The sequence below is a fragment of the Paraburkholderia sp. SIMBA_053 genome (genome assembly GCF_046534895.1).
GTDB lineage: Bacteria > Pseudomonadota > Gammaproteobacteria > Burkholderiales > Burkholderiaceae > Paraburkholderia > Paraburkholderia caledonica.
Genome location: NZ_JAWRXU010000613.1, coordinates 1 through 275 on the forward strand (window position 1 = coordinate 1; position 275 = coordinate 275).

Here is a 275-nt window from a genome sequence, read left to right on the forward strand (position 1 = left end):
TTGGCGTGCATTACGTGATACGGCGTTCGTTCGCGCCGAAAGAAGCCGGTCAGAAAGTCCGCGAATTCCCCCATGTAGGGCAATAGCGCTTCTTTGGGCAGCTGCAGTGGCGGCCCCGCTGGCACGTGGATAACGCGCACGCCATCCATGTTCGAGATGACCGGCAACAATGCCCGATCGCGGCGAGTGAATACATCGACATCGTGACCGCTTCTTTGCAACTGGCGCGCGACATGAGCGACATAGATGTTCTGTCCGCCGCTATCGACGCCGCT

At 59.3% G+C, this 275-nt stretch carries 1 protein-coding gene; it reads right to left on the bottom strand.

Translation table 11 applies throughout. The features are described from left to right. Positions 1 to 275, bottom strand: a 275-nt coding sequence (locus SB753_RS37055) for a glycosyltransferase (RefSeq protein WP_410805118.1), incomplete at both ends; no start/stop codon positions are given.